Origin of the sequence: Apilactobacillus sp. EABW-1NA, from assembly GCF_030398685.1 — a bacterium.
Taxonomy (GTDB): domain Bacteria; phylum Bacillota; class Bacilli; order Lactobacillales; family Lactobacillaceae; genus Apilactobacillus; species Apilactobacillus waqarii.
Genome location: NZ_JAPDKO010000025.1, coordinates 1 through 22,048, shown reverse-complemented (window position 1 = coordinate 22,048; position 22,048 = coordinate 1). Strand labels below are relative to the sequence as shown.

Genomic DNA, 22,048 nt, shown 5'->3' with positions numbered 1-22,048 from the left:
TTAGCACCATTATTGTTACCAGTTAAAACAGTCATAACACCAACGTTGTTTGATGCCTTGATTAATGGTAGGAATACTTCTGAAACTTGGTACTTAACACCAACTGGGTCATCAATTACAGATGTTGTAACAGTAATACCGTCAGTAGTTGTTGCTACGTCGTAGCCTGCATTACCTGCTAATCCCATTTGTTCTTGAGTCTCAGTGTGAGCCATTGAACCAATCTTTTCAGAAGGTACAAGTACAACCTTGCCATCTGGAATGAATTTCTTACCACCAACTGATTTATCGTAAACCATAATGTCTAATCCAGTTGCATCTTTGAAGATTGATTCTGCTTGAGCAGTTGAAGTAGCAACGTTGTTTGAAGCAGATCCAAGACCTAATGTGTTAGTGATTTGTCCAGAATGAATTAACTTGTTGTAAGTCATTTGGTTCATGATTGCAGTGTTAAATCCAACACCTAATTTGTTACTTAATTTTTGAGTAAATACATTTACATCATCTGTTGGAGTTGAGTCCTTTGTGCCCCAGTCTTTATCCACTGTTGTGAATTGTTCTTGATCGTAGAAGAAATCAACAATTTCATTTGATGATGCATTTGGATATTTGCTAAAGTCAATCTTTCCATTTACTAGACCTTCAGTAAATAGGTATTCACGAGTGACACTGGCATTGTTAAATAACTTAAGTGCGTCTTGTAATTGTGTACGTACGACTGCTTGTTGTTCGTATTGTGAAGTTGCACGAGCTAATGCATCGTTAACTGCACGTCTTGTACGTTCATCAACTAGCATGTGTTTCTTGAATTGGTTTAGCTTGTAAGTAGCTTCACGGAATCCTTGATTCTTCATTCTAGTTGAACTTGCATCTTCAGTAACCATATCTAGTACTGATAGACCTTGGTCTTTACCAAATACAACGTTAACAGCAGTACCGTTAACAACTTCATCATCTAGAAGTACTTGGTATAGGTAAGTTGGTTGTTCGTTTACATTTGTGTTCCAAACAGCAGCAACTGCTTGTGGACTTGCAATGTTTTGTAGTTCTGTTGGCATTTATATCTCTCCTATCTATCGATTACAGTAATTTTTGGTAATGACTTAACTAAGTTGTGTACTTGGTCGTCACTGTAGTATTTTGCCTTTGTGGCAGTTTCAATCATTGCACGGTTAATAACACCAGCAATAACCAATGCACCATCTACTTGACCGTTGCTTACGTTTGCACGGTGTAATAGAACACCTTGGGCTTTGTTCGCATCAGTAGTTGGTGTCATAACTTGCTTGCGGTCGCCAAGTAACACATCTGTAGATGCAGCTAACCATGTACCTGCTTCAATAAATTTATTGCCGTCAGTATCTTCTTGAGCAGATGGATCATCAACAGCAACGGTAAATGCAACCGCTTGGTCTTCTTTAACAAGGATTGCGTCATCTGGACTTAGAATGTCTCTAAATTGCATAATATATGCCTCCTAATTATTTAATGTCTTTCAAACTAAACTTTGAGCCTTTAAAAGTGTCCACAAGTTCTTTTGTCTTTTGACTGTCATCTAAGTGACTTGTTGTATTAGGAACTTGAACCTTTTGTTTGATTGAGCTAATTGACGCGTCAACGATTGACTTCAATTGGTCATATTTCTTAAATGTTTCATCTTCGTTATCAGAAACAATTAATGAAAGTTGATCATCAGTTAGGTTCAATTTATCTTCATTAGAACGCTTTAAAACCTTGTTTCTAATTTGCCCTGTAATCAATTCAGAATTTAAGGACTTGTTCTTTTCTTTCAAACCATTTAATTCATCTTGAAGTTTCTTCATTTGGTATGATTGCTTTTCATCATCCCCCATACCACTTGTCTTTAGTTTTTCAACTTCTGCAGACAATGAATTAACTTGTTCTTTATTAGAATCAATGGTTGCATTCAAAGAATCGATTTGCTTTAAATACTTGGCATTTGATTTCTTAACAATTGAATTAACAAGGTCGTTGTATTCTGCCGGAATTTCTTTAGGCTCAGTATTATTTGTTCCTTCTCCTCCTTCGTCAGCAAAGAATTGTAGTCGCATAGGTAAAATATGCTTATTTAACATAATAAAAACTCCTTTCCATAGCTTTTAATGGTGGATCAATGCTTGCACCTATCCATAGCTTTTAATGACTTCAATGCTTGGTCATAAAAATTGAGCAAAATAAAAAGCCTTAACGAGTGTTAAGACTTAACTTGATACTTTATTTAAAAGATTAACCATTACATAGAAACACCTACAAAATGGATGCGTATCGCCAGGAATGTCAGGACAATCTGAAATATCATATGGTCCATTGTCTGCAATACTTGCACACTTGCTACATGCTCCTGGTTGGTTAACAACATCAACTTGTTTACCACCTAATTGTTTAAATGTTACTAGATTTACTTGATTAACAACCCTTGAGCTTTCTGTTTGTACTAATCTACGTGCATTGTATTCTGCAATATTTATCCTGTCAGATATATTCTGATTTGGTTTAAATTGTTTTGTATTAACATGCTTGGACAACGTTTGATTTAAATCGTCTAACGTCATCCCATGTCTTAAATGTTTACTGACTAATTTCTGAACATCACTAGCTAGGTCATCAGCATTAATCCATAATCTATCAGACCAAATTGATGAGTTCTCACTATTATTAACAATGGTTTGAACATTACCTTGATTAAAATTTAGATTCATTGTGCTATGCAACCACTTTGTTTGACTTGAAATATCAGAAATTAAATTCTGTTGTGTGAATTTTTCAATTTTAGCAGTCATATCGACAATACCTAATCCAATTAATGCAAACATTAACTGATATCTTCGTTGATATGCTAATGCGGTGTAAGCTTTAACTCTATCAGTGGCATTATTGCCCCAGTTAGACGCGTTACACTGCAAGATAGCTTGTTTCCATTGATTAATACCCCATTTATCAACCATAGAACGTGTCTCAGCAATGCTTAAATTATTCTCTTTAGCATAGTGTGAATAAAATTGTGTTAAGTGGTCACGTATAAACAATAATGCCGAATCATAGTATGCATCAAAATGTTTTTCATCGGAATTGTCTTGATCAACTAATTGATTAATCCGTTTCTTCACTGTTGTTTGAGTTATCATCACTATCACCACCGTTGTTATCAGCATTAGTAATTGCATTATTTACAATGTCTTTTACATTTTGAACTCCTTGTTCTTGTTCGTTCATCCAGTTCTGAACTTCAGCATGGGTATCTTTGACTAATGATAATGCTGATAATTTAGTTTCATTTGTTACCTGCCCGTCTAATGCTTGGACAGTTTGAGCTTCTTCAAGAACATTCTTTGGAATTGATTGTTTATGATTAAACTCAATGTTTTGGACATTAGCATCAACCTTTAATTTACTAAACAAGCAACTAAATAAAGCTCTTAAACTACTATCCATCTTTGATGCTTTTGTTTCTGCTTTACTCATCATATCTTGATAACGTTGTTTCAAAGCAATACCGCTAATAGCACTTGCAGACTGACCGAACTTGCTATCATTCATATTAACAACTTGAGCATTTTGATATACTTGTTCGATTGTTCTATCAAGCATATGTTCTTGCATATCATCATTAATATCTGGTGTTACATAGTATGCATTTGGTGTTTTATTATTACTATCAGACAATGCATCGTCATCATTGTCATACAAGTTTAAAACGTGCATAGTTTTAACGTTAGCCAATTGATCATCAGTTAATTGAGCTCCAGTTACAACCAATATACCATTTGAGATTGAATTGATGTCGTTTGCTTTGCTAGATAAGATTTCATCAGCAGCATCAATCAAACTTAAGACGTTGTCAAAGATACCAACACGTTCATCGTTTTCTGGTAATTCAAACACTGGGAAGCCTTCAAATGAATGAATGTTCTCTTGATTAAGAATGTTTGGTTGTCCTTCTTCAGTTTCTTGAATGTTTACCATAGAAAATTTACCATTTACATCACTAAAATGATAATCAGCTTTATCATCCATAACCCACACATCATTGCTAATACCATTAGTTGAATAATTAATAGCAATTACGGGGTTGTTTAATGGTGTATTGTCGTAAACAATCAATGTGTCTCTAGGACTTAATACGGCAATATCAATTGAATTGGCAGTATCAAATGCTCTAAAGTATGCTCTACCATAAATATCAGCTGTCTTAGCATATTCACTAGCCTTATCTGTGAAGTTAACATCATTCATCCAATTAGAAATCTCTTCGTTGGTCTTATCAGATTCATCTTGATTTGTGTTATCTACATACCTAATTTGAATTGGATCACCTATAAAGAAACCATTGAATGTATCAGTTAACTTTTTAGGTAAATTAACAATCAAACGATTATCTGGTTTACCAAGCGGTGTTGATGGTTTGTTCATAATCGTGTGATGACGTCCCTTGTAATAATCTCGTTTAATACGATATTTAGGGACAATATTTTCTTCATGATAGTTAACAATGGTTTCGATAATGCTAGGGTCAGCAATTATTTGTTCTTTTGTTAACGTTGTATGATAAACATCACTGTCATCAATATAAACATTCCCACTGCCTGCAACAATCTGGTCATCATTTTCAACCATTTCAAAACCATTAGCACCATTTTGGAAAGTTTGACCAGTTAAAATATAATCTTGCAAATTCTTAACAATCTTGCCTTTGATAGTTTCCATTTTTAACCTCCTTAAAAGTCTTTGTACATTTGTACTCCATTATTTTTGTCTTCTTTTGGTCTTAATACTTTCATGCAAAAATACCTCAAAGCATCGCACTCATGATCGAACTTTTTAATTACTTGGTCTTTACCTTTTTCTGCAGCCTTCGCATCCCATGAATATGTTTTTAATTCTTTGAACAGTGGCTGCATCTTATTTGTAAACTTAATTGAACCATCATCCATTCGCATTTGAGTTACACGGATACCGTTATTAACATCATTATTTGCTTTAACAACTTTATATCCTCTCAGTTGTAGCGCTTTAATCATTGAACTAGCGGACGGATCCATGATAATTCCTTGTGGTTTAATACCGTGTAGGAAGTGAACAAAATCATCAGCATATTGTTCATCACTCTTCTGTAGTTGATGTTCGTCACCATCGTAATAATAAGTGTCTAAGGCGTACCAAATGCCATCAGTACCTTTTCCCCAAAGTATAAAAACCATTGGGTGATAGATACCATAATCGGCACTAACAATGTATGTCGTAATGCTTACACCTTCTGGAACATCCCTTATCATTGTTTCTTCATCGAAGTTACTATAAACAAGTCCATCAGCAGATACCCATTCACCTAAAATAAAACGCTTGTAGAACGCTCCTGAGTACATTGCAGATGCATCATCTATCATCTGTTGAGTTAATATTGGATTGTCGTTCATGCTAAAACGTAGCCTAATAGCCTTTTTACTCTTTAGATCATCAATCCAATGACGTTTAAACCAGTGATAAGGATTAGATGGATTACAGTTAAACCAATATTTATGCCCTTCAACTGATAAACAACGTCCAGTAGCTTGGTTAACAAAAGACTCTGGCATAAGTGCTACTTCATCAAAGTAACAACCTGCTGCTGTTAACCCTTGTACAAGGTCTTGACTTGATTCATCTTTACCACCGAACCAATAGAATGTATTTGTAACTCCACCATAATTGATAATCATCTTGTTATCTGATTGACGTTCAATGATGTTATAACCACGTGGACGTAAGTAATTCTCTAGCGGCTTAATAACATTACGTTTAAGGGATGCAATTGTTTTACCGGCAATGATAAAGTCCATACCGTCAAAGTTGCTCATAGCCCAATAAATGAAAGCCTGTGACATCCACATAGTCTTACCTGTACGGATAGAACCATCAGCAATAAATGCATTCTTATTCTTCCACTTTGGATCGAATGACCACTTAAGAATAAACATTTGTTTAGCTGATGGTGGAGTATATTCAACTGACATTGATATCACTTCCTTTCAATTAATTTTATGTACAAAAAAACCACAAGCATTAAGCCTATGGTTTTTTAATATTATTTTTTAACTCATATGTGTTTTCATCAAAATTTTCATAGATATATTCTTTTACGTAATGAACACGATTATTATAATTTACCCACGTAAAAAGAGAGCCAAGTATAATTACCATAGCTACTATAATAGCTATGACAATATATGATTGTAATGACGTTTTATTTAACTGACCGATAACAAATGATAGTAATGCTATTATAAAACCCACATATGTGATAAACGATGAAAACTTAAATATAGATAATTCATTAATTAGATTCTTGACTTGAGACGGCTTTAACGAATTCATTTTTTTAACAATGAATTCTTTTGAATCCATTATATATCCAAAATGATTAGCTGATTTTATCAGTTTTATAAACATTTTCCTATATATAAATGATCCAAAAAATATAACAATTATATATGCAATTATATATGCTATTGGAGAAATCATGCCATAAAAATAAAAATTCATAACAACACCTCTTAAAAATATATTATATTAACTTTAATAAATATAATAAATATTTCAAGCATTACTTTTGAATTAATTATCTAAAATAACTTTTACTCATAATTCTATAACGAAAATTTCCATTATTAACATTATTAACACTAATAGAAACATTATCAGCGCTTTCCATTAAAGGTATTGCACTAACTATTCCATAGTCCTTAATTTCCAATTCAGTATCACTATCTGATACGTCTAAACCAATTTTAAAGTTAAACTTACTATATGGAAAATAAAACAATTTTTTCACATCAAGATTAATAATATCATCATCACAGATATAGATATCGTGATCACATTTGGAATGAATATATTTAGACAATTCAGAAACGAAATGTTTCATTGCCTTTTGACTTATTTTGAACGTATCAATTTCAACAGATTGACCAACTGAATAAGTCTGTACTTCATAAAAATCTTTGTTCAGTTCACCATATTTAAATTCCATGATTGCATCACCTTTCATATTGATTTTATGTACAAAAAAAGGAGACACTCTAACGTTGTCTCCTTCTGTTAAATTTTTTATGGCTTGATTGATAACTTTTCAAACTTTTCTTTTTGTCATTGATAAAATCTATATACATTAAGGCTTTTGTTCTTTGAACCATTCTAAATCCCCAATAAAAATAAGCTATAAGAATACATGCAATATTGACATCATGATAACGATAGAAAATAGATGAATATACCGCTAATACAAAACCAGCTCCAGTTATTAATTCTATGAAAATATTACTACTTGCATCATTTAATGATTTAGATATTAGTACTTCTTTTGCTGAATTATTTAGATTTTTAAAATCATCTATATAGTCTTCGCGTTTTTTAACAAACAGTAATGACACTAATAATATCATTATGCCTGAAATGAACACACAACGAGTAAGAATCCCAGGTAATACAAAAAGTAATGCAAGAGAAATAATAAGCATAGCAATAAAGAAAATAAGATTTTCAGTTCTTATTCTTCGAAATAAATTTTTAATCATTTTCAATTAGTCTCCAAAATAAAATTATTTTTGTAATTATAATTATAACCTATTAAATAATGATTTAATAAGTAATGATTTAAAAGAGTGTCTAATTATCATGCTCCGATCATTGAATGACATCTATCATCATAATTCATAAATAACATTAATCATTTGAGGTAACTTCTCTTTTAAGCTTGTGAATAATCATTAGCATTAACCAAATACAACTGCTAAAAATAACTTAATTTAAGCAAAATAAAAACGTTATAAACGCTAATATAACAGCAATTATAACGCATTTATTTTATCTACTTTACATAAGATATATTAGACGAAGTAAGTTAATAAACGCCTATATAACAACGTTTTTAAACGCATCTATATAATTTCACAAACTTCCTTGTGAATTTTCCTATTGTGAAATAGGTTCACAAGCATTTTTTAGGTAATATCAATACAATCAGTAAAGCTACAATCAACGAAGCATAACTGAATAACTTCCAATATTTAATCATTCTTCAATCTCGCTTTCGTCAATTTCATCTTTACCATTTTCAACAGATTTCCTAATCGCTTGAATAAGTGGATCGGATTTAGTATCTGTCTTTTGTTCTGGCAAGATTTTAACTAGTTCTTTAAGCATTGATGTCTTATCATACATATCTAGCTTAAATCCATCCCTGCCGCTTGAAATCGACTTAATACCGCTTGTATCGATTGTGTTAAAGTCTTTAGGAATAACGTCAACCGTATAGTAGTAATGTTTAGTGCCATCGGCGTTTTTTTGACCTTTGGAATAAACTTTTTGAATATCAATCGTTACATAATCAGATATATCAGTACGGCTTAGCTTAAGCATGTCGTTAATAACATCTTGTGCATTTGCGACCATTGTATTCGCCATTTCTTCTTTGCATTCTTCCAATAATCGCTTTACGTTAGTCTTTGCGAGTAACGCTGAACCGTTCGTTCTAGCCGTTTCATAAGAACATCCAAATGACTCTTGATAAGCTTTCGTGGCGTTATAATACTGCAAGTAGAGTAAAACAAATCGCTTCTGTTTATCATTAAGCGTTTCATTGCTTGTAACTTTATCTGTAACGTTCTTATTTGTAACAGCGTTACGTTTTTCCATTACACTTTTAGGCTTATGCGTTACATCTGTTACATCATTCTTATCCGATTGCTTTTCTAATTCCTTCGCAATCTCTGGATCAACTTGCCACTTACCACGTGAACGATGAACCCGAATGGTGGTTGCTTTAACGCCATACTTCAATGCTAAGTCCTTATATCCGATACCTGACTCATAATCTTTCTTAATTGCTTTCCAATCTGCCATAGCACCTAATAACACTCTCCTTTCATCTAGTCTTATGTAACGTTACATTGTTGCGTGTTACATTATTCAGCCTTAACGTTCTTACTTTCATCATATAACGCCTTACGTAACACTTTAATGCGTTTCTTCTTAGTTTTAATATTGCTTTGAACATAGAACAATACTTCATTAGCATGAGAATTAATATATTCTGCTTCATCTAGGCTTTGAATCCAATCATCTTCTGGATTATTCATTTTACCAATCACTATCTCACATCCCTTATATATATTTTTATGCTTGTTGCAAGACTCGAACTTGCTACCTTATGTTTACAAGACATATGCTCTACCAGTTGAGCTAAACAAGCATTAAAAAAGACAGCCATTATAGACTGTCTAGTTCATTGTTAATTCTTTTCTGTGCTACTTCAAAATAATGTCCATTCAATTCAAACCCGATAAATTTACGGTTATTACGAATACATGCTACACCGGTTGACCCCGAACCCATACAATTATCTAGTACAACTTCGTTTTCATTAGTGTATGTTTTGATCAAGTAGCTCAATATATTAATCGGCTTTTCAGTTGGATGATATCTCTTAGCATTTGAATTAGGGAAATCAAGAATTGTGGTTGGATAACGTGTTCCTTTATTATTACGTGGTATATTAACCATTCCGCTACTTATAAAGCCACTCGCCTTTCTTTCTCTTCTGCCATTTGTCTTATATGGTTTACCTTTACTCATTTGTGGATTGTATGTAGGTAAATGTTTATAAAAAACTGAAATCAATTCATGCTTATTCATCGGTCTTTTATGTGACATCTGAAACAGTGTTGCTCGTGATTTCAACCATACCCAATCATAACGATAAAGCTTAATATTACTCATTCGCAATTTCGTAGAAAAAGGTTCAGCCCCAAAAAGTACAATTGCTCCATTATCTTTAATTATACGTTCATACTCTTCCCACAAATCATCATAAGGAATTACGCTATCCCATTTATGATTGGTAATCCCATATGGCAAATCGCAAAGTATCATATCAACTGATTTATCTGGCAACTCATGCATTAGCTTAATGCAGTCACCTTTTTGTAACTGTACTTTATTCAATTAAATCGCCTCCATACTGCAAGATTAATGCAGCAGCCGCGGAGGTTATTGTTCCAACTGGACTCGAACCAGTGCATCACGGGATCAAAACCCGTTGCCTTACCAACTTGGCTATAGAACAATAAAGAGAACTATCGTTATCATAGCTCTCTATAACAATTTATTCAGATGTTGTTTATAAATTAACGGAAAGATTTTACATACTGATTGTGCATACATATTTCATCCTAAATAAATTATTATTTTTGCCATAAGGCAATTGTGGAAGATAGGTTTGAACTATCATCTTTTACATAAGTAAACGAGTTACATTACTCAATTCCACCATATAAAAAACCACATTTCTGTGGTTAAAAGAATGTTGTATTTTCTCAAGATACCCACCTGTTATCGGTACAGGCAAATGGTAATCCAGGAATTAAACCTGGAATGACGCTAGTCATGTAATCATACTTACCTAGTAACAACTTTTCACTAGATTCCCCGGAAGCTACCATGGTGGTAGCAAAAGCTAATAACGGATTCGAACCGTTACTAGCAAATGATTTTGAGGTGAAAAATGCTATAAGCTACTCACTTATATATATTTTTCTTACTATACCAATTATAGTCTTTTCAGTTTTTTTATGGTCTTAAATCAGTTTAAATTAGTCTTAATTTTGTCTATTTTAAAGGAATTTCAATTAAACTGCATGATATACCAAACCAATATTTTGCCTCATTCAAATATTTATAATAGGTAGCCTTACTTATTCCAAGCTTTTCCCACTCAGGTACTCTTTTAAACTTATCAATATTAATATATTTGTTATAAAGTAGTGCTTTCATATCCGGTCTAAGGTTATCAATGGTTTGTTCAACACAATCACAATATTGTTGTGAACCAATGTGATCAACGATACTGGATTCTGCTGGATTATTAATCTTACTACCCTTTGGCATTCCATCACTATCAGGACTACCAATGGTTCCTGGTTGCTTTTGTGACAACTGGTATTGAAGCTCGTAATTCTGTAAATATTCTGTCGCTCTTGCTATTAATTCGTCTCGATCAATTCGGTCATAAGTAAGCATATTATTTATACGTCCTTTCGTAAGCTTCCATAAAGGTTTTAGTTTCTTTTGTCCATTTATTTCTAGGGATGGATAGCATCCCATAATATATTGCTGGTTCAGCATCTAGAATTGCACATTTTAATTCATATTGCTTAACAGCCTGATAATTTGCAATCTCATGTATACGCCAGGCAAGGTTTGAAATCAATGTTTTCTTATTCATCATCATCACCATCATCTAAATCAAATACTGAAATATAGCATTCATAATCCGGATCACCTTTCACGCCCTTTACTTTATCAACAGCCTTATCTATGCTCGAATAGACTCCGCAAATATAGCTATCGTCTAATTCGTCTGTTCTTTCAGCTTCTACTACATATACTTTTAATGGTGTTACTGAACTAGATTTTTCTAGATAAATTTCATTTGGTTTTAATGTCATCTTCAATCACTCCTTTATCCGCTAAATTTAGCTTATCTATCATTTCGCTTGTAAGCTTAATTGGTTTAATCTGATACTTTTGCATAAAAGTAGTTATTCCATCCGTATGTTTACCTGATATATGATGCTTATCGCATAATGTCCAAGCATAGTATCCTACTTGATTGACATGCCTTCGATTTCTACCCATCCCAATAGTATCAACATGATCAAGCTGAGCATGTGTTTTCCCACAAACAAAACATATTCTGTGCATAATAAGCTGATATCGTAATGCATAACTCTGTTGTATCTCGTCCATGAGTTTTGTTTTGAATGGTATTTCATTTTGAATGCAGAAAGTTATTTCAAATTCTAAAAACTGTTTAGCAATTTCAATTGAGCAATTACTAAAACTAAACCATACTGGATTATCCATTTGTTCTATAAACTTAATCTTAAGTATCTCTTCAACATTAACCTGTGTATATCCAAGATATTCAGCTATTTCATTAAATAGTGCGAATATCTTTTTTCTTTGGTCAATAGTTATATGCCTACCATCATCAAAATACATCGTTGACTGAGAGCCAATTGCATTTGTGATCATATAACGTTGATTTTCAGACAAATCTTTAAGTCTAATGGTTATTTCATCATCATCATTAAACGATTTAATAAATCCTGTTTCTTGCATTAGTCATCACCAACTAAAACTACCTTTCGTGTTGCAATTACTTGATAATAAGGTAACTCGTCTATTTTTTTAAAACTCATATTTGTTTTTTTATGAATAGCATTCTTTAAAACCTTTTGAGTTTTTCCAGTAATCTTCTTCCCATCAATAACCGACCATACATATTGCTTGATGCGTAAATTATTCCTAGCAACAATTGCTATTACTTGTGGTTCAGTTAGTTTCATAGCGTTTGCAATTTCATTGTTCGTATATCCATTAGCTACCATTTCAGCAATATCAAATATCATTTGATTATTTGTTTTAATTTCTGGTTTAAGTTCATATTGGTGAACATCATCTATAATTCTTTTAGAAAATTTCTTTTTATGTTTTTCGCTTAAAAAAGATTTTCTGAGTTTATTTAGTTTAATATTATTGTCATTAACATTAGAAATAGACCCGAACTCTGCTTCTAGTTCCTGAATAAGTTTCAATTGTGATTCTTCCAAAATAATCACTCCTTTACATATACATTCCTAGTAAATATGTGCTTATCTACACCAAATTGTTTCTTAAATGCCGAAGGATTAGTTTTATATCCCATCTTAATTACACTATTCATTAGTTCATTCAATGTTGATGCTCTTAATACTTTGTCATCAACTACCACTTGATAATATGAATGTCTTAGTTGAGCTCTAGTTATACAAGTAAGCACGCTAGAACGTTTTGAACCGATATTTTTAGCAATTTCAGATGACTTAATATCTGGATTTTTAGCAATTTCAATTGAAATCAATTCATTCAATGTTCCGTGTTTTTTTTGAATTTTTGCAGGTGTTATAGCACCAATATGTGCATAGACATGTTCACTTTCCTTGTATACTTCTTCATCTTCTTTACCAAGAATGTCTCTACTTTGAAGTTCAACTAAATCAGGATCATCACTCGGAGCATTTTCAATAGAACCATACTTGTGTTCTATCTTTTGTATTGTTGAAATGATGTAATCATGTTCACTTGTCATTATCCTCACCACTCTTTTTATCATCATGAGTTAATTTATAGTAATTGTATTTGTTGTTGAATAACGCAATGATGATGTACTCTGCTACATCCTTGATTAAGTTACAAACAATAGATACAAATACAATCGCAATTCCAGATACTATAAGCCAATAAACTAAATCTGATATTCTCATTCTGCTATTCCTTCTTCATCTAAAATTTGAATTATTTGATCACCATTTTGTCTAACTGAAGTTATGTTAGATGCATAATAATCTCTTGTTCTAATATTTAATGAATTATCTAGATACATTTCTTGCACAACTGCATTTAGCAGTCGATTGTTAGCTTTGATTTTTTCAATTAGTTCTTCTTTTTTCATTGTGTTCTCCTTATGCGTAAATTTCATAGTCAAATTCATATGGACTATCTAGATAACTAACTTTGAACCAACGCATTTCATCTTCTGTAAAAAAGCTAGCTTTATCTTCACTATCAACTAGTGAAATCTTGTAAATGTTGCCTTTAAACCATTCCCATTTGTTTCCTTTTAGAACTTTTAATTTGTACATCTAGAAATCCACCAGCCTTTTGTCTTTTGTTTTTTCAGTAAATTTAATCAAGTGTCCTTGAACACCTTTTTCCATCCTTGATACAAGTTTAGGATTATACATAGCTTCTAACTCTTTAGCATTCAAATTGGTTGTGATGATTGTTCTTGATCTTGCATTTAAGATTCCAAATAAAATTTTTTGTACAAAATCACTAGCTGACTTATCCCTATTAATACTTGCTTCACTGCCTAGGTCATCTAAGACAAGTAAATCAACATTAGTGAGCAATCTAACCATATTTCCTTCCGAATATTTGTTATCAGAATAATTAAAGCTATCCTTGATTCTTCTAAATAACTCGTCAACTGATACAAACAAACATGATTGAGGCTTTTCTGAAGTATTATTGACTGCTTTTAACATTGATAAAGCTAGGTGAGATTTACCTCTTCCAGGTTCTCCAGTAAGCAATGTATTAAATTGATTATCTTTATTTAGGTATTGATAAGCAGATTGTTTAGCAACATGCAAAGCTTGCTTTTGTTCGTCATTCGTAACTTCAAAATTATCAAAAGTAGCATCTTTTAAATCACTGTCAGTCATAATGCTGTCTTTAGCTAAAACTTTACTTGTGCGCCTTTTTTTAATCTGGTTCGTATATTTAATCGTTAACTCTTTTTCTTTCGTTTCATGCTCGTTTTTTTGGCATATAGGACAAAATGGTTGTTCTTTTGAAACGTCGAAAATAATCTTATTAACATGATGCTTTGAACATTTTTCATCAGTAACCGTTGTATGCTTGTTTAAAAAATCATTAAACATGTTAGAAGTCGATTCCATGTACCTCACCACCTGTATTTCTTGTATCTACTTTTTCATTTAGGTAACCATCAATTTTTGATGCTCTAAATAATGTCTCAATCCTTAAATATTTATCCATGTTAGTGTTAAGCCATGATGCACATTTGTTATCAATAACACGCTTTAGATCATCAATTGAATAGTCATTCAATCTAGCTTCTATTGTTTTGTAATTAGATTGTGTGTTTCTGAAGTGTTTATCAGCTTTATCATTCAAGTAAGCGATTATTTCTTTTGCGTCACTATGGTCGTGTTCGTTAGAACTCGACATATTACTTGTAGTAATCTCTGTAGTACTCTCTGTGTAGTCTATGGTATTGGTGGTGTCATTTTGCACCAATCCATTGGCGCAATTTGAGCTTCTCGTTGGTTCATTTTGAACCAATCGTTGGCTCAACCCCTTATTTAAATTGTCATAGTCAATTGAGTACCAATTTGTCTTATCAAATCCAGCTTTATTGAACCTATCTACAATTAAATAATCTTTTTTTTGTAAATTAGAAATTGTTCTTTTAATTGTACTTAATGACCAAAACGGCATTTGTTCTTTCCATGAGTTATAAGTGTTATAGACCCACTTTTTTCCGTTAACAACGTGATTAGACTTCTGTAACCAGTAATGAAGCTGTTGCAAAAATATTGATTCATTTAAGCCAATCTTTGTTGCTAATTCAGGTCTAATAACTAATGGTCTTTCATTAAACAAATAGTTATCTGACATGTTTATCACGCTTTCTATCTTTTAATTCGTGATAGATATAATTAGCATTCCATCCTATTAAAATGCTGCAAAAAATTAAAATAATGATGCTGATAGCAATACTTATCATTCTTTAATCCTCCTAAAAAGGTAAATCATCATCAGTGATGTTAACTTGATCACTTTGATTTCCAAACGGTGACATATTATTTTGTTGTGATTGTTGAACATGATTGTCTTGTCTTGGTTCTAACAATGCAAAATTTTCTACTACTACTTCAGTAACATATACTCTTTGTCCTTGTTGATTCTCATAATTTCTTGTTTGAATACGTCCATCAATACCAACCAAAGAACCTTTGCGGGTGAAGTTAGCAAAATTTTCAGCAGATTTACGCCAAATAACACAGTTGATAAAATCAGCTTCTCTCTCACCTTGTTGATTGGTAAAAGCTCTATTAACTGCTAACGTGAAGTTAGCAACTGCATTACCTGATTGAGAATATCTAAGTTCTGCATCCTTTGTCAGTCTTCCTGTAAGTATTGTTCTGTTAATCATTTGTAATTGCTCCTAACTTTGTAATTTGTCCTTTTACTTCTGCTTCTACATAACTATTAAGGTTGGCTAGATCATTTGCTCTACACTTTTTAATATCGTCAATCTTGTATATTTGCTTTGCTTTAACAAATATTTGTTGAGCATTTTGCTTACCAATTTTATTGATAGCTTGTTTTGCATTATTGTTATATCTAACTTCTTCAGCCATTAGTTTTTCAGATTCATTTAACGGCTTTGATTGGCTAGTATTTCTTTTAGTGATTGCTTGACTTGCTTTCGGTTGTTGTTGATAATTACGCTTTTGATATCCGTTATTTTGCTTGTTATATCCATTCTTTGAAACGTTTGATGCGTTATTACCATCGTCATCTTCATCGGCGACAATCGCTAAATTTGTAGTTAATGCATAACGTCTTGCATAAGTTGATGCTGATCCAACTCCCTGAGCAGTAATTTTTTCAAGTGGTAACACAATCGGGTTAAACTTAATCATCCCTAAATTTGAAATGATAATTGTTTGAACAGATAGTGTTTTACCTTCGTTATTAATCCCAAAGTCTTGGAAAAAAGATAATCCTAATGGTTCTAATGCTTCGACAGCAGTTTCTTGTACGCTTTGTAGTGAAGCATAACTGCTTTTACTAAATGGATTATTTTTGTCTTTTTTCGGCTGCTTAACATTCTTTTGGAACTCAACCATTTTCTTCATCAATTCAAACTTGTCTTTATCTTCTTTGACTACGAATTCCACTATGATCAACTCCTATTCTGCTAATTTAAAATTAATATCATGTTCTTCCATGAATTTAGCTAAACTAACTAAGTCTTCATGCTTACCGGTAACAACAAGATTGTATGTTTCTAGTTTTTCAACTTCTCCAGTTTCTGTATCAACTCTTTTGTCGTCGACAACTTTAGTTCTTGCTTTTTTAGCTTCTTTCATTGCTTTGATTTCAGCATTCATTGCTTCTTGTCGTTTCTTGTTTCTTTCAACGTCCTGTTGCATTCTTTGAACTACTTCAACAGATGATGCACCCATATTTAATTGATAAATATATGAATCTGGATTTACCTCTAACTGCTTAGCAAATGCTTTGACGTTTGCTACATCAATTTCAAAACGGCTAATTTCAGCGTCTTGTAATTTAATTGCTTGGATTGCTTCATCTTGCCACGTCTTTTTACTAGTTGATTTATTCAACCATTTTGGATTAATGATGATGTCTTTAGCATCTGCTTTATGTTCTTTACAAACTTCTTCAATGAATGATCTAATTTGTTCTTCTTTTTGCTTTGCTAATCTTTCATCATAATCATTCAACTGTAGTTTTAGATTATTAATGGCATCATTTAACGGTGCTTCAATGTCCTTAATGGACTTTTCAAATTCTTTAAGTGGAATTTGATATTGTTTCTTGTAATCCTTACGCTTATCTTCTAGTTGCTTTAACAATCCATTAAGTTCTGTTTTAGTTTTTTTATCGTCTTTTACAGTATCGTCAGTGATAATTAAGTCTTTATATTTATCTGCGACTTCACTTACTGCATTTCTTAATAATTCTGAGTTTTTTAACTCCAATTTACCTACTTGATAGTCTACTGTTACGTTATTACTAATTTCTTGCATTTTATTTCCTCCATTACAAATCTTGAATTCTTTGACCATCTTCAGTAGAATTGAAGTTAATCAAAGCATTTGATGTTATTGCAAATCGGTCGTTGATGCCCCACGCATTAACGGCTTTTTTTGTACTTTTTAATTGCTTCTTCTTTAAGTAGATGCAAAATTTCATAAATGAATTTAAAAACATCAGCAAACTTCTCCTTTCTTTCCATAACGAATATTGTTGTTGGTACAGCGAACAGCCATCCCAAAATGAATTCCATCGTTGAAAGTTGCCATTCTGCAGATGTCATTGTTTAATCATCCTTTCTTTAGCAATTTGTTGATCAAGTTTTCTTTGAAGAATTTTTACTTCTTCTTTTAAGTTTTTAATTTTAATTTTTTGTGATTCTAGAATTTCTAACAAGTCTCTATTTGCTTGATAATTTTTCATTTTAGATCGTCCTTTTTTGTTATTTATAGTTGTATAATTTACTTATCTTCATGTGAAAGGAGGTGTTTTTATGAAACTAAATCACGAATGTGTAAGAAAGTGTCTGCTGGTACTTGAAGAGAATATTGGTGTGACAAATGCTGTAGACTCAAACAAACTCATTAATACATTAGACTATGACAAAGATGAAGCCTTCTATGCCTTACAAAAACTATCTGAAGAGGGATTCATAATTGGAGGCCCAACTGTTTTATATACTATTGGAGAAGCACAGAAACACTGTGCGCCCATTACTGGTATAACTTGGAAAGGACATGAATACTTAGATACAATAAGAGATGACAAAATTTGGAAAAAAGCTAAATCAGCAACCTCTTCATTAAAAAGTGTTTCATTATCAGTGATGAAAGATGTTGCTTCCCATTTTCTTACTGAATATATCAAAGGAAATCTAATGTAAATTTATTACTAACGGAAAGAAGTGAGAAAAATGTATTTTGTTATAAGAAGATCATCAAATAACCAATACTATTTTGTTATAAAATCTGAAAATCATGAGATTGTTGCAACTAGTGAAACATATATTTATAAAGCCAGTGCAGAATTGACAATTGATTCAATAAAGAGAGAAATCAACTATAATTCTGATGTAATTGATACAACTGTGTAACTTTGTTTGCCAGACTATTTAATCTAGCAGCATTTTCGATGAGTACACTTTGTGATTCCTTTTTATTATTTAGATTCATTGATTGAAGCTGTCTAATAATGATGCTAATTTCATTATTAATGGCTTCTTTTTTTGATGCGTTCATATCTATGCCTCAACTTTCTTATTAATCAATTCCATCTTGGTTGCTGTCGAAGGTTCCCATGCGTAGATATATTGCATGACTTTTTCAAAGTCTTTATTTTTAATTTGTGATCTTGCACTAACACCAGCAATTCTCTTGATGCCGTGATTAATATCACTGAATAGCAATGAAACATTATTTTTATTCCGAGGATATCTCCTATCATCTAGGTATTCATAAACTCTTTTAGAAACTAGTCTTCCAATCACTGCATATGAACCAGTATCAAGCAAAACATTATTTTTTAAATCGTTAACATCCTTTTCAATTTCATTAACTCTTTTTACAGTTCTATTTGTAACTTCCATGGTTAACACTAATTTGTCTTCTGGAGTTTCTGGTAACTGCGTTTCATTATGTTTATTGATGTAGCTCTCCATTTTATTAAAAGCTTGGATATATTCTAGTTTGAATTCATTTGCTTTTTTTCCTGTAAAGCCAAAAGCTAATAATGTAAAACCATCTTTGTTCATGTAGTACATTGGATATTCTTGATGATTTTGTGGATGCTTGTATGTTCCCTTAGCAAACATCTTGTTTTTGGGGGTGGCATAATTTTGTGCCACCCCATTAGCTAGTAGATCTTCAATAGATTTCAAAACAATTTTGTGTTTTTTCCCAAATGTTTCTGCTACTTGTAGTGAAGTTGTAACTGCTTGGTTGTTTTTGTTTTCAATTAGTTTCATTTTTATTATTCCTTTCTGTTGTATAATTTAAATATCTCCTTGCGAAGGGAGGTGAATAAATGTATAAACGTGTGTCTGTTACAGATCAAACTGATACTGGTAGAAACACTGCCTTTCATGATAATTACACAAATACAAATATGAGTAGACAGCAATTTGTTAATGCAATTAAAAATGGAATTTACCCAAAATATATGGTTAAAAATATTAATGGCGTCCCAACACCAGTATCTAAACCTGACAGAACAACAAATAATAATTTAGGTTAATTTCCAACGTTGAATTTAACCTTATAATTGTTACTTGTTATCACATCACCATTGCCACAAATGACAGCTACGACAACGTTATTTGTATCTACAATGGTGATGTTTTTGTATTCTTTATCACAAATGATAATTTTGTTTTGAATTTTTATCCCCTCCTCATAATCACAATATCACTAAATGAGATATTTAATTGTAAATAAAAAGTCACTCAAAGAATAACTTTTGAACAGTCATGTTAAATATTTCAGCAATGATTAACATTTCATAGTCTTTAAAAGGATACTTTCCTCTTTCCTTTAAAGAATATTGTCTTGAGCTTACATTAATAGCTTTTGCCATCTGATCAACAGTTATTTCGTTAGCTAGTCTTAATCGACGAAGATTAGTTCTCTTCTTAACAAAGTCATGCTTAATTGAATTCTTTATTGCTTCTGTCATGTTGATATCATCTCCTTTCAACAGTTATAAGTATCTCACTTTGTGATAATTAAGTCAAGATATTTTTATCACTTTGTGTGATATTTTTATTTACTTTTGAGATATATCGAGATATTATAATAAGTGAAGAAAGGAGAATATCTAATGAAAAGAAATATTCTTGGTCCTTCAATTAGAGATATTCGCAAAGAAAACCATTTGACTCAAAAGCAATTAAGCGAATTGACTGGGTTTAAACAGAATACAATATCTCAACATGAAAGCCAAAAGCGTGAATTATCCGAAAATGACTTGATTAAATATGCTAAAGCATTAAATATCAACGTTGGACAATTCTATGATCGCTTAAATAATGGGTTATCAGATTCTGACAATATTGTTAATGATGAAAGCTCTAAGGTATTTAAAGATATTACCCAAGTTCCTGTTATTGGTGATATTGCTTGTGGTGATCCAATCACAGCATTACAAAACATCGAAGAATACATGCCAGCTCCTTCATCTTCATTACCTGTTGGTAACAATTTTTATCTACGTTGTGATGGAGAATCAATGAAACCAACTATCAACAATGGTTCATTGGTTCTAATTCATGAACAACCAACTGTAGAAGACGGAGAAATCGCTGCTGTACTTATCGACGGTGAGGCTACTCTAAAAAGAGTTAAACATCAGGGTAAGACAGTTATTCTGATACCAGATAACAATCAATTTAATCCCATAGTACTAACAGATGATATTGATGCAAGGATACTTGGGAAAGCTGTACAGGTTGTAAATAGTCTTTAGTAAAAAAGCAGGACATTTTCAAATGCCCTGCTTTTTTATTGTTATAAATGATATAATTATAATAATTTAATTAGGAGGTATTAATGTGGTTAAATACAGATGTCCTTGGTGTTTAAACACTTTTAACGACCAATTAAGATTCTGTCCCTATTGTGGGAAAGAAATTAGTTATTCTGAAAATGATTTAAATTCTATTAATAACAAATCTAAATCAACTACATTTTTTGAAGCTCTTAATGATTTAGGAAATGGGTTTCTTCAAATTGGTTATGGTTGCGGATGTGGCTGTTTAATGTTAATTGTATTCATTTTTATCATATTAATCATTTTATAAAATTGAATAACAACGTTTAATTATAATTATTTTCTTAAAGGAGTTTCATTATGTACTTTATTTCAATGGTGTTTGCATTTTTATTTTATGCTTCAATAGTTATCTTTTTCGTTAATCGTCATAAATACAAAAAAAGTGATTTAGCCATATATAAAAAGAATAGAAAAAAGATTCTTATTGCTATGGTTTCATCATTTTTATTAAGTGGCCTATTTTATACAATATCACCTCAATCAAAACAGGATGCTATTCAAGATGCGCGTGAGGAAAAACAAGATGATAAAAAAGACGGATCTTCAAGTTCATCTACAAAAAATGTTAAAAAAGAAACAAAAAGCTTTGATTATTCTAAATATAAAGACTTCAATTTTGAATACCCTAATAGCTTAAGTTCATATAATGAAAATGATTTTATGGCAAAAAATGTTAAATTTACTGGTAAAGTTTATGGTTTATCTGCATCGTCACTTGGATATCAAATTATATTAAAAGATAGTAAAAACCATTTAGCATATTTAACTTCAGATGGGAAACAATCTGGAAAAATAACTAGTTTTGATTCTTTAACCGTTTATGGATCAACAAATGGTACATCTAAAATAAGTAAAAACGATTTTAATCGTTTCGATAATCAAATAAAAGATAATGATTTGGGAAAGCCAACAATTTTATTAAACTCTGATAAAATCATTGTTCATCATGATACTAATATAAATTAGGAGATTTTGTATGAAAAGCAACTATTATAAACCAGTATACGATTTAATTGCAGATAAAAAT

Annotated in this window: 37 protein-coding genes and 2 tRNA genes; 6 read left to right on the top strand and 33 right to left on the bottom strand. The window is 31.7% G+C overall.

Going from position 1 to position 22,048, the window contains the following annotated elements:
- The 30 genes from OEZ61_RS06820 to OEZ61_RS06675 all read right to left on the bottom strand — a co-directional run.
- The coding region (locus tag OEZ61_RS06820) for a major capsid protein (protein WP_290047213.1) at positions 1–1,058 on the bottom strand (1,058 nt) is incomplete at its 3' end.
- 11 nt (positions 1,059–1,069) lie between these two features.
- Positions 1,070–1,465, bottom strand: a complete 396-nt coding sequence (locus tag OEZ61_RS06815; RefSeq protein WP_290047212.1) for a hypothetical protein — start codon at positions 1,463–1,465, stop codon at positions 1,070–1,072.
- A gap of 16 nt (positions 1,466–1,481) precedes the next feature.
- Complete coding sequence (locus OEZ61_RS06810; RefSeq protein WP_290047211.1) at positions 1,482–2,096, bottom strand: DUF4355 domain-containing protein; 615 nt, start codon at positions 2,094–2,096, stop codon at positions 1,482–1,484.
- A gap of 126 nt (positions 2,097–2,222) precedes the next feature.
- Complete coding sequence (locus tag OEZ61_RS06805) at positions 2,223–2,966, bottom strand: hypothetical protein (protein WP_290047210.1); 744 nt, start codon at positions 2,964–2,966, stop codon at positions 2,223–2,225.
- A gap of 145 nt (positions 2,967–3,111) precedes the next feature.
- On the bottom strand, positions 3,112–4,725 hold the full coding sequence (locus OEZ61_RS06800; protein WP_290047209.1) for a phage portal protein: 1,614 nt from the start codon (positions 4,723–4,725) through the stop codon (positions 3,112–3,114).
- Between the two features lie 11 nt (positions 4,726–4,736).
- Complete coding sequence (locus OEZ61_RS06795) at positions 4,737–6,011, bottom strand: PBSX family phage terminase large subunit (protein WP_290047208.1); 1,275 nt, start codon at positions 6,009–6,011, stop codon at positions 4,737–4,739.
- Positions 6,012–6,066: 55 nt separating this feature from the next.
- Positions 6,067–6,540: a hypothetical protein gene (locus tag OEZ61_RS06790; protein ID WP_290047207.1), complete on the bottom strand. Its 474-nt coding sequence runs from the start codon at positions 6,538–6,540 to the stop codon at positions 6,067–6,069.
- Positions 6,541–6,616: 76 nt separating this feature from the next.
- Entirely contained in the window at positions 6,617–7,027 is a 411-nt protein-coding gene (locus OEZ61_RS06785) for a hypothetical protein (RefSeq protein ID WP_290047206.1), read from the bottom strand.
- A 49-nt stretch (positions 7,028–7,076) separates the two neighbouring features.
- The gene (locus tag OEZ61_RS06780) at positions 7,077–7,571 is read right to left on the bottom strand and encodes a hypothetical protein (RefSeq protein ID WP_290047205.1); all 495 of its coding nucleotides are present in this window, start codon (positions 7,569–7,571) and stop codon (positions 7,077–7,079) included.
- A gap of 496 nt (positions 7,572–8,067) precedes the next feature.
- Positions 8,068–8,898 carry a terminase small subunit gene (locus OEZ61_RS06775; protein ID WP_290047204.1) on the bottom strand — a complete coding sequence of 277 codons (831 nt, stop codon included), beginning with the start codon at positions 8,896–8,898 and terminating at the stop codon, positions 8,068–8,070.
- A gap of 62 nt (positions 8,899–8,960) precedes the next feature.
- On the bottom strand, positions 8,961–9,134 hold the full coding sequence (locus OEZ61_RS06770) for a hypothetical protein (RefSeq protein ID WP_158520123.1): 174 nt from the start codon (positions 9,132–9,134) through the stop codon (positions 8,961–8,963).
- Positions 9,135–9,174: 40 nt separating this feature from the next.
- Positions 9,175–9,247 (bottom strand) — tRNA-Thr (locus OEZ61_RS06765).
- Positions 9,248–9,264: 17 nt separating this feature from the next.
- A complete protein-coding gene (locus OEZ61_RS06760; protein WP_290047203.1) occupies positions 9,265–9,999 on the bottom strand; it encodes a site-specific DNA-methyltransferase in 735 nt (244 codons plus the stop codon).
- 48 nt (positions 10,000–10,047) lie between these two features.
- Positions 10,048–10,120 (bottom strand) — tRNA-Gln (locus tag OEZ61_RS06755).
- A 250-nt stretch (positions 10,121–10,370) separates the two neighbouring features.
- Positions 10,371–10,496 carry a hypothetical protein gene (locus OEZ61_RS06750; RefSeq protein ID WP_290047202.1) on the bottom strand — a complete coding sequence of 42 codons (126 nt, stop codon included), beginning with the start codon at positions 10,494–10,496 and terminating at the stop codon, positions 10,371–10,373.
- A gap of 166 nt (positions 10,497–10,662) precedes the next feature.
- On the bottom strand, positions 10,663–11,073 hold the full coding sequence (locus OEZ61_RS06745) for a hypothetical protein (RefSeq protein ID WP_290047201.1): 411 nt from the start codon (positions 11,071–11,073) through the stop codon (positions 10,663–10,665).
- Between the two features lies 1 nt (position 11,074).
- Positions 11,075–11,278 carry a hypothetical protein gene (locus OEZ61_RS06740; RefSeq protein WP_290047200.1) on the bottom strand — a complete coding sequence of 68 codons (204 nt, stop codon included), beginning with the start codon at positions 11,276–11,278 and terminating at the stop codon, positions 11,075–11,077.
- Positions 11,271–11,501, bottom strand: a complete 231-nt coding sequence (locus OEZ61_RS06735) for a hypothetical protein (RefSeq protein ID WP_290047199.1) — start codon at positions 11,499–11,501, stop codon at positions 11,271–11,273. Before OEZ61_RS06735 ends, OEZ61_RS06740 begins: the two co-directional genes overlap by 8 nt.
- Positions 11,482–12,177, bottom strand: a complete 696-nt coding sequence (locus tag OEZ61_RS06730) for a putative HNHc nuclease (RefSeq protein ID WP_290047198.1) — start codon at positions 12,175–12,177, stop codon at positions 11,482–11,484. Before OEZ61_RS06730 ends, OEZ61_RS06735 begins: the two co-directional genes overlap by 20 nt.
- Entirely contained in the window at positions 12,177–12,668 is a 492-nt protein-coding gene (locus OEZ61_RS06725) for a hypothetical protein (protein WP_290047197.1), read from the bottom strand. The genes OEZ61_RS06730 and OEZ61_RS06725 overlap by 1 nt, the downstream gene beginning before the upstream one ends.
- Positions 12,669–12,673: 5 nt before the next feature.
- Positions 12,674–13,186 carry a hypothetical protein gene (locus OEZ61_RS06720; RefSeq protein ID WP_290047196.1) on the bottom strand — a complete coding sequence of 171 codons (513 nt, stop codon included), beginning with the start codon at positions 13,184–13,186 and terminating at the stop codon, positions 12,674–12,676.
- A 171-nt stretch (positions 13,187–13,357) separates the two neighbouring features.
- On the bottom strand, positions 13,358–13,549 hold the full coding sequence (locus tag OEZ61_RS06715) for a hypothetical protein (protein ID WP_290047195.1): 192 nt from the start codon (positions 13,547–13,549) through the stop codon (positions 13,358–13,360).
- A gap of 10 nt (positions 13,550–13,559) precedes the next feature.
- Positions 13,560–13,739, bottom strand: a complete 180-nt coding sequence (locus tag OEZ61_RS06710) for a hypothetical protein (protein ID WP_290047194.1) — start codon at positions 13,737–13,739, stop codon at positions 13,560–13,562.
- Positions 13,740–14,561 carry an ATP-binding protein gene (locus OEZ61_RS06705; protein WP_290047193.1) on the bottom strand — a complete coding sequence of 274 codons (822 nt, stop codon included), beginning with the start codon at positions 14,559–14,561 and terminating at the stop codon, positions 13,740–13,742.
- Positions 14,545–15,303 carry a conserved phage C-terminal domain-containing protein gene (locus OEZ61_RS06700; RefSeq protein WP_290047192.1) on the bottom strand — a complete coding sequence of 253 codons (759 nt, stop codon included), beginning with the start codon at positions 15,301–15,303 and terminating at the stop codon, positions 14,545–14,547. Before OEZ61_RS06700 ends, OEZ61_RS06705 begins: the two co-directional genes overlap by 17 nt.
- Positions 15,304–15,424: 121 nt before the next feature.
- Entirely contained in the window at positions 15,425–15,841 is a 417-nt protein-coding gene (gene ssb, locus OEZ61_RS06695; protein ID WP_290047191.1) for a single-stranded DNA-binding protein, read from the bottom strand.
- Entirely contained in the window at positions 15,834–16,592 is a 759-nt protein-coding gene (locus OEZ61_RS06690; RefSeq protein WP_290047190.1) for an ERF family protein, read from the bottom strand. Before OEZ61_RS06690 ends, ssb begins: the two co-directional genes overlap by 8 nt.
- Positions 16,593–16,604: 12 nt before the next feature.
- Positions 16,605–17,468 (bottom strand): DUF1351 domain-containing protein, encoded by an 864-nt coding sequence (locus OEZ61_RS06685; RefSeq protein ID WP_290047189.1) that lies wholly within the window; start codon positions 17,466–17,468, stop codon positions 16,605–16,607.
- Between the two features lie 13 nt (positions 17,469–17,481).
- Positions 17,482–17,652, bottom strand: a complete 171-nt coding sequence (locus tag OEZ61_RS06680) for a hypothetical protein (RefSeq protein ID WP_263506775.1) — start codon at positions 17,650–17,652, stop codon at positions 17,482–17,484.
- Positions 17,653–17,754: 102 nt separating this feature from the next.
- A complete protein-coding gene (locus tag OEZ61_RS06675) occupies positions 17,755–17,898 on the bottom strand; it encodes a hypothetical protein (RefSeq protein WP_290047188.1) in 144 nt (47 codons plus the stop codon).
- Positions 17,899–17,968: 70 nt separating this feature from the next.
- Between OEZ61_RS06675 and OEZ61_RS06670 the strand changes: the two genes are divergently transcribed.
- The gene (locus OEZ61_RS06670; RefSeq protein WP_290047187.1) at positions 17,969–18,358 is read left to right on the top strand and encodes a DUF2513 domain-containing protein; all 390 of its coding nucleotides are present in this window, start codon (positions 17,969–17,971) and stop codon (positions 18,356–18,358) included.
- Positions 18,359–18,388: 30 nt separating this feature from the next.
- Complete coding sequence (locus OEZ61_RS06665) at positions 18,389–18,568, top strand: YegP family protein (protein ID WP_290047214.1); 180 nt, start codon at positions 18,389–18,391, stop codon at positions 18,566–18,568.
- Here OEZ61_RS06665 and OEZ61_RS06660 read toward each other — a convergent pair.
- Together OEZ61_RS06660 and OEZ61_RS06655 are read right to left on the bottom strand one after the other, a co-directional pair.
- Positions 18,531–18,713, bottom strand: coding sequence for a hypothetical protein (locus OEZ61_RS06660; RefSeq protein WP_290047215.1), 183 nt, complete (start codon positions 18,711–18,713; stop codon positions 18,531–18,533). The two genes, OEZ61_RS06665 and OEZ61_RS06660, sit on opposite strands and share 38 nt — an antisense overlap.
- 2 nt (positions 18,714–18,715) lie before the next feature.
- A complete protein-coding gene (locus OEZ61_RS06655) occupies positions 18,716–19,438 on the bottom strand; it encodes a Rha family transcriptional regulator (protein WP_290047186.1) in 723 nt (240 codons plus the stop codon).
- A 59-nt stretch (positions 19,439–19,497) separates the two neighbouring features.
- On the opposite strand from OEZ61_RS06655, the gene OEZ61_RS06650 reads away from it, so the two are divergent.
- Entirely contained in the window at positions 19,498–19,707 is a 210-nt protein-coding gene (locus OEZ61_RS06650; protein ID WP_034532546.1) for a hypothetical protein, read from the top strand.
- A gap of 204 nt (positions 19,708–19,911) precedes the next feature.
- Here the strand turns inward: OEZ61_RS06650 and OEZ61_RS06645 are convergent, their stop codons facing one another.
- Entirely contained in the window at positions 19,912–20,145 is a 234-nt protein-coding gene (locus OEZ61_RS06645) for a helix-turn-helix transcriptional regulator (RefSeq protein ID WP_034532547.1), read from the bottom strand.
- Between the two features lie 144 nt (positions 20,146–20,289).
- On the opposite strand from OEZ61_RS06645, the gene OEZ61_RS06640 reads away from it, so the two are divergent.
- The 3 genes from OEZ61_RS06640 to OEZ61_RS06630 all read left to right on the top strand — a co-directional run bounded on the left by OEZ61_RS06640 (position 20,290) and on the right by OEZ61_RS06630 (position 21,987).
- Entirely contained in the window at positions 20,290–20,934 is a 645-nt protein-coding gene (locus OEZ61_RS06640; protein WP_051961177.1) for an XRE family transcriptional regulator, read from the top strand.
- Positions 20,935–21,019: 85 nt separating this feature from the next.
- Positions 21,020–21,268 (top strand): hypothetical protein, encoded by a 249-nt coding sequence (locus tag OEZ61_RS06635; protein WP_034532549.1) that lies wholly within the window; start codon positions 21,020–21,022, stop codon positions 21,266–21,268.
- 50 nt (positions 21,269–21,318) lie between these two features.
- Positions 21,319–21,987: a hypothetical protein gene (locus OEZ61_RS06630; protein ID WP_290047185.1), complete on the top strand. Its 669-nt coding sequence runs from the start codon at positions 21,319–21,321 to the stop codon at positions 21,985–21,987.
- Positions 21,988–22,048 lie beyond the last annotated feature (61 nt).